The organism is Bartonella sp. TT119HLJHH, assembly GCF_042193385.1.
Lineage (GTDB): Bacteria > Pseudomonadota > Alphaproteobacteria > Rhizobiales > Rhizobiaceae > Bartonella.
The window spans coordinates 1-3,457 of record NZ_JBHILS010000048.1; the positions used below are offsets into that span (position 1 = coordinate 1).

4 protein-coding genes and 1 pseudogene are annotated in these 3,457 nt (G+C 40.0%); 3 read left to right on the forward strand and 2 right to left on the reverse strand.

Annotation, left to right across the window (positions count from 1 at the left end; all coding sequences use genetic code 11):
• Positions 1-245: 245 nt before the first annotated feature.
• Positions 246-425 (reverse strand): hypothetical protein, encoded by a 180-nt coding sequence (locus ACFIJL_RS08825; protein WP_375621862.1) that lies wholly within the window; start codon positions 423-425, stop codon positions 246-248.
• Positions 426-544: 119 nt separating this feature from the next.
• Here ACFIJL_RS08825 and ACFIJL_RS08830 point away from each other — a divergent pair, with 119 nt between their 5' ends.
• Together ACFIJL_RS08830 and ACFIJL_RS08835 are read left to right on the forward strand one after the other, a co-directional pair.
• Positions 545-820: a type II toxin-antitoxin system RelE/ParE family toxin gene (locus ACFIJL_RS08830; RefSeq protein WP_273791641.1), complete on the forward strand. Its 276-nt coding sequence runs from the start codon at positions 545-547 to the stop codon at positions 818-820.
• 30 nt (positions 821-850) lie between these two features.
• Positions 851-1,177, forward strand: a complete 327-nt coding sequence (locus tag ACFIJL_RS08835; protein WP_273791640.1) for a HigA family addiction module antitoxin — start codon at positions 851-853, stop codon at positions 1,175-1,177.
• Between the two features lie 46 nt (positions 1,178-1,223).
• On the opposite strand, the gene ACFIJL_RS08840 is transcribed toward ACFIJL_RS08835, so the two are convergent.
• Positions 1,224-1,745: a Rha family transcriptional regulator gene (locus ACFIJL_RS08840; RefSeq protein WP_375624295.1), complete on the reverse strand. Its 522-nt coding sequence runs from the start codon at positions 1,743-1,745 to the stop codon at positions 1,224-1,226.
• A gap of 471 nt (positions 1,746-2,216) precedes the next feature.
• Here ACFIJL_RS08840 and ACFIJL_RS08845 point away from each other — a divergent pair.
• Positions 2,217-3,457: pseudogene (locus tag ACFIJL_RS08845) on the forward strand (phage tail sheath subtilisin-like domain-containing protein); the annotation flags it as partial.

Consider the following 3,457-nt stretch of genomic DNA (forward strand, 5'->3'; position numbering starts at 1 on the left):
TCTTTCTTTAAAGTCCTTTTTGACTGACAGTGTCAGGCTTATGAGAGAGTGTAGATAATTGTTATGGTCTCTTCATTAATTTGGAGAGCAAAATGACAATAGAATTTAAACTTCGTATTCACTTTATTAAGAATGGCAAGGGATCTAAGTTTTTAGCAATATTTGATCAGACAGCCGTTGGTATGTTTGTAAAATCCTTGATGTTAACGTGCAAATTTATCCCCTCCATGCACCTATTCTTCTCTTTACGCATGAGGTGGAGAAACAGGATAGTGTTCTGTTTCATAAGCTTCAATTAACAAAACAAGAGTTTTCATTCTATCAAATTCTGGAGTATTAACTTCTGGCTGCTTATCAAACATTGCAGACACAATTTCTAAAGCTTCTTGGTACTCCCTCTCAGCACGAATTGGTTTGATATTCATTTCTTAAATTCTTGTAGTTCCACAGTGTTGGCATCAATCACATTAAATTGTAACATTTTTGTTGACAATTGTCACTTAATACATTACATCTTACTTAAAATAAAGTTGTTGAGTTTGCTATGATCAAAACATTTAAAAATAAAGACCTCCAATCTCTCTGGGAAACAGGAAAAAGTAAGATTGATAGCAGGCTTCAACAGCGTATTATTCGCCGTCTTGATGCCCTTGACGCTGCTTCTCAAGTTAGTGATATCAATGTACCAGGTTATAATTTTCATATGCTTAAAGGCTTTACTCCAACTCGCTACACAATTCATATCAATGGTCCTTGGTGTATCACTTTTGAATTTAAAGACAGACACGTTTACCATGTTGATCTAGAGCAATACCACTGAAGGTTTTAAGATTTGTAAAGGAAACTATCCATGACCACACGTAATCCTAATCGTTGTCCTTCTCATCCAGGAGAAATTTTAGCTGAATCCTTAGAACATTTAAATGCAAGCAAAACCGAAATTGCTAGGATTCTTCAAATATCACGCCAGCACTTGCACGGTATCCTTAAAGGAGAACGTCCAGTCACAGCCGTAACAGCAGCTCGCATTGGTAAATTGTTAGGAAATGGACCAGCCCTTTGGCTACAGCTTCAAGCCAATTATGATACATGGCATGCCTTGAGGGACATTGATGTCTCTTCTATTCCAACATTAACAGCTAATAAAGTGGATATACAAATGGAACAGAGCCATTAACTACCTCCCCGCCTCAAAGACGAGGAGATAAAATCATGTTTTTAACTTAAGCTACTTTTACAACAGGGCTTACTAAAACTCGCTTGGCTTCTTCAACAAGCGTTTTATAATGTTTGCTCTCTTCTGCTAATGTAAAGGCTTTAACAAGATGCATGTGAAGCGGTCCATAAATATAAACAGCTTTTTCAGTAGATCCCATTTCATCCCAGTTGCTTGGAAAATCAAAGCGTGTATCACGATCATTATCAATTAATTGGTTTTTTAAATCATAGAAAGCTTTGACGAGGGCTTTTTTGAATGCACGCACCGTATCATTGTTACGCATATAGGTCATGAGTAGAGTGGCTTGTGGTTCGTTGAGAATAGCAACTTCTCTCTTTTGACCACCTTTACCGTCTCTTTTACTCACTTGGATTTCAAATCCAAGTGAACCAAACTCTTCAAAATCCTTACGATTATTGCGTACTAACTGTATAACTGTTTTATGCGTATTACCCACACCCTCTGCAATTTTTAAAGAAGTTGTAACAGCAATACCAGCATTGTTGATTGTCACTAAATTGTTCATGATGAACTCCTAATGGTTTTAATGTCTCTATTGACACCCCTAAGGGTGCCGGGCGTTAGAAACACGGCCATTAGTCCGTCGCTATGTCTTCCCCTCGTGAGAAGGTATTGTATAGCATAGCTACACCCGACAAAATCGTTATATGCCAATAATAGCATAAAAGACAATCAGTATTTTAAATGCATGGGAGAGATCTTACGTGACCTATCCGCTAATGGTTTAGTGTTTCTAGCACTTGTGATTCGATTAACATGAGGGTTTATTAGTGTCAATATGCTTTTAAAAAATTATTTCACATATTGTTGTTTTCAAAGGATCGCATTTGAAATGCTACCCTTTACTATTCACTCGCATTTGAAATGCGAGTGAACCAAAATCCTTATGATTTGCTGTTTTAAAGGGTGCGATTTCAAATCCAACCCTCATTTTTTCTCATTCATTTCATTAGCCAATATTTCAAAGGAGTATAAAATGGCAACAGGTTTTTTACACGGTGTTGAAGTCGTTGAAGTTGACGACGGCACCCGCCCCCTTCGCGCAGTACAATCGGCAGTTATCGGGATTGTTGGCACAGCGCCCGATGCTGATGAACAAGCATTCCCTCTCAACACACCGGTTTTGGTAACGGTCTCTCTTTCACAAGCAGCTAAACTGGATAAAACGGGCAAACGACGCGGCACTTTACCCAATGCCCTTGATCTTATTTTTAAACAAGTAGGAGCAATTGTCGTTGTCGTACGCGTGCAAGAAGGTGACAACGAAAATGCAACACTCACCAATATTCTGGGTGGTGTAAACGCAAATGGTGCTTATGAAGGTGTTCATGCTTTCATTGGAGCACAATCCATTGTAGGATAAATACCACGCATTCTCATCGCTCCAGGCTTTACACACAAACGCCCTATCAGTCTTAGCAATATTGATGTGATAAACCAAGGAAGCGGTTACACTCAAGCAACTGTTAAAATTGCCGGCGGGGCAGAAGCAGAAGCAATCCTGAAAGATGGAAAAATAACTTCTATTGTCATTAAGGACAGTGGCTTTGATTATCAAACCGCCCCAAATGTGACGATTGAAGGAGATGGCACTGGTGCGACAGCCAAAGCCAAAATCAGTACAACCTCTAATTCTGTAGCGGCAGAACTCATTGGCATTGCAGAGCGTCTGCGTGCTATTGTGGTGCTTGATGCACCAAACACGACAGATGAAGCAGCCCTTAGCACAGCAAAGGATTTTGATTCAAAACGCGCTATTATCGTTGACCCTTTTATAAAGGTGAATCGTGATGGAAAAATCATAGAACAGCCAGCAAGTGCAGCAGTTGCTGGTGTCATTGCCAAAACAGATTTTACCCATGGTTTTTGGCATTCTCCTTCCAATAAAGTGATCAATGGCATTGTGGGAACTGCGCGCCCCATTGATTTTTCCATTGGGGACAGATCCAGCCGTGCCAACCTTCTTAATGAACAAAACATCACAACAATCATCCGCGAAAACGGTTATCGTCTTTGGGGTAATCGCACCCTCTCAAGCGATACAAAATTTGCTTTCTTATCGGTGGTGAGAACCGCAGATATGATCAATGATGCCATTTTGCGCGGACATCTATGGGCTGTCGACCGCAATATCAAAAAGACCTACATGAATGATGTCAGTGAAAGCGTCAATGCCTATTTGCGTGATTTGAAAGCACAAGGCGCCATTCTTGGTGG

Coding starts and splice junctions, on each gene's coding strand:
- ACFIJL_RS08830 (WP_273791641.1), top strand. CDS start 545: ATGATCAAAACATTTAAAAATAAAGACCTCCAATCTCTCTGGGAAACA.
- ACFIJL_RS08825 (WP_375621862.1), bottom strand. CDS start 425: ATGAATATCAAACCAATTCGTGCTGAGAGGGAGTACCAAGAAGCTTTA.
- ACFIJL_RS08835 (WP_273791640.1), top strand. CDS start 851: ATGACCACACGTAATCCTAATCGTTGTCCTTCTCATCCAGGAGAAATT.
- ACFIJL_RS08840 (WP_375624295.1), bottom strand. CDS start 1,745: ATGAACAATTTAGTGACAATCAACAATGCTGGTATTGCTGTTACAACT.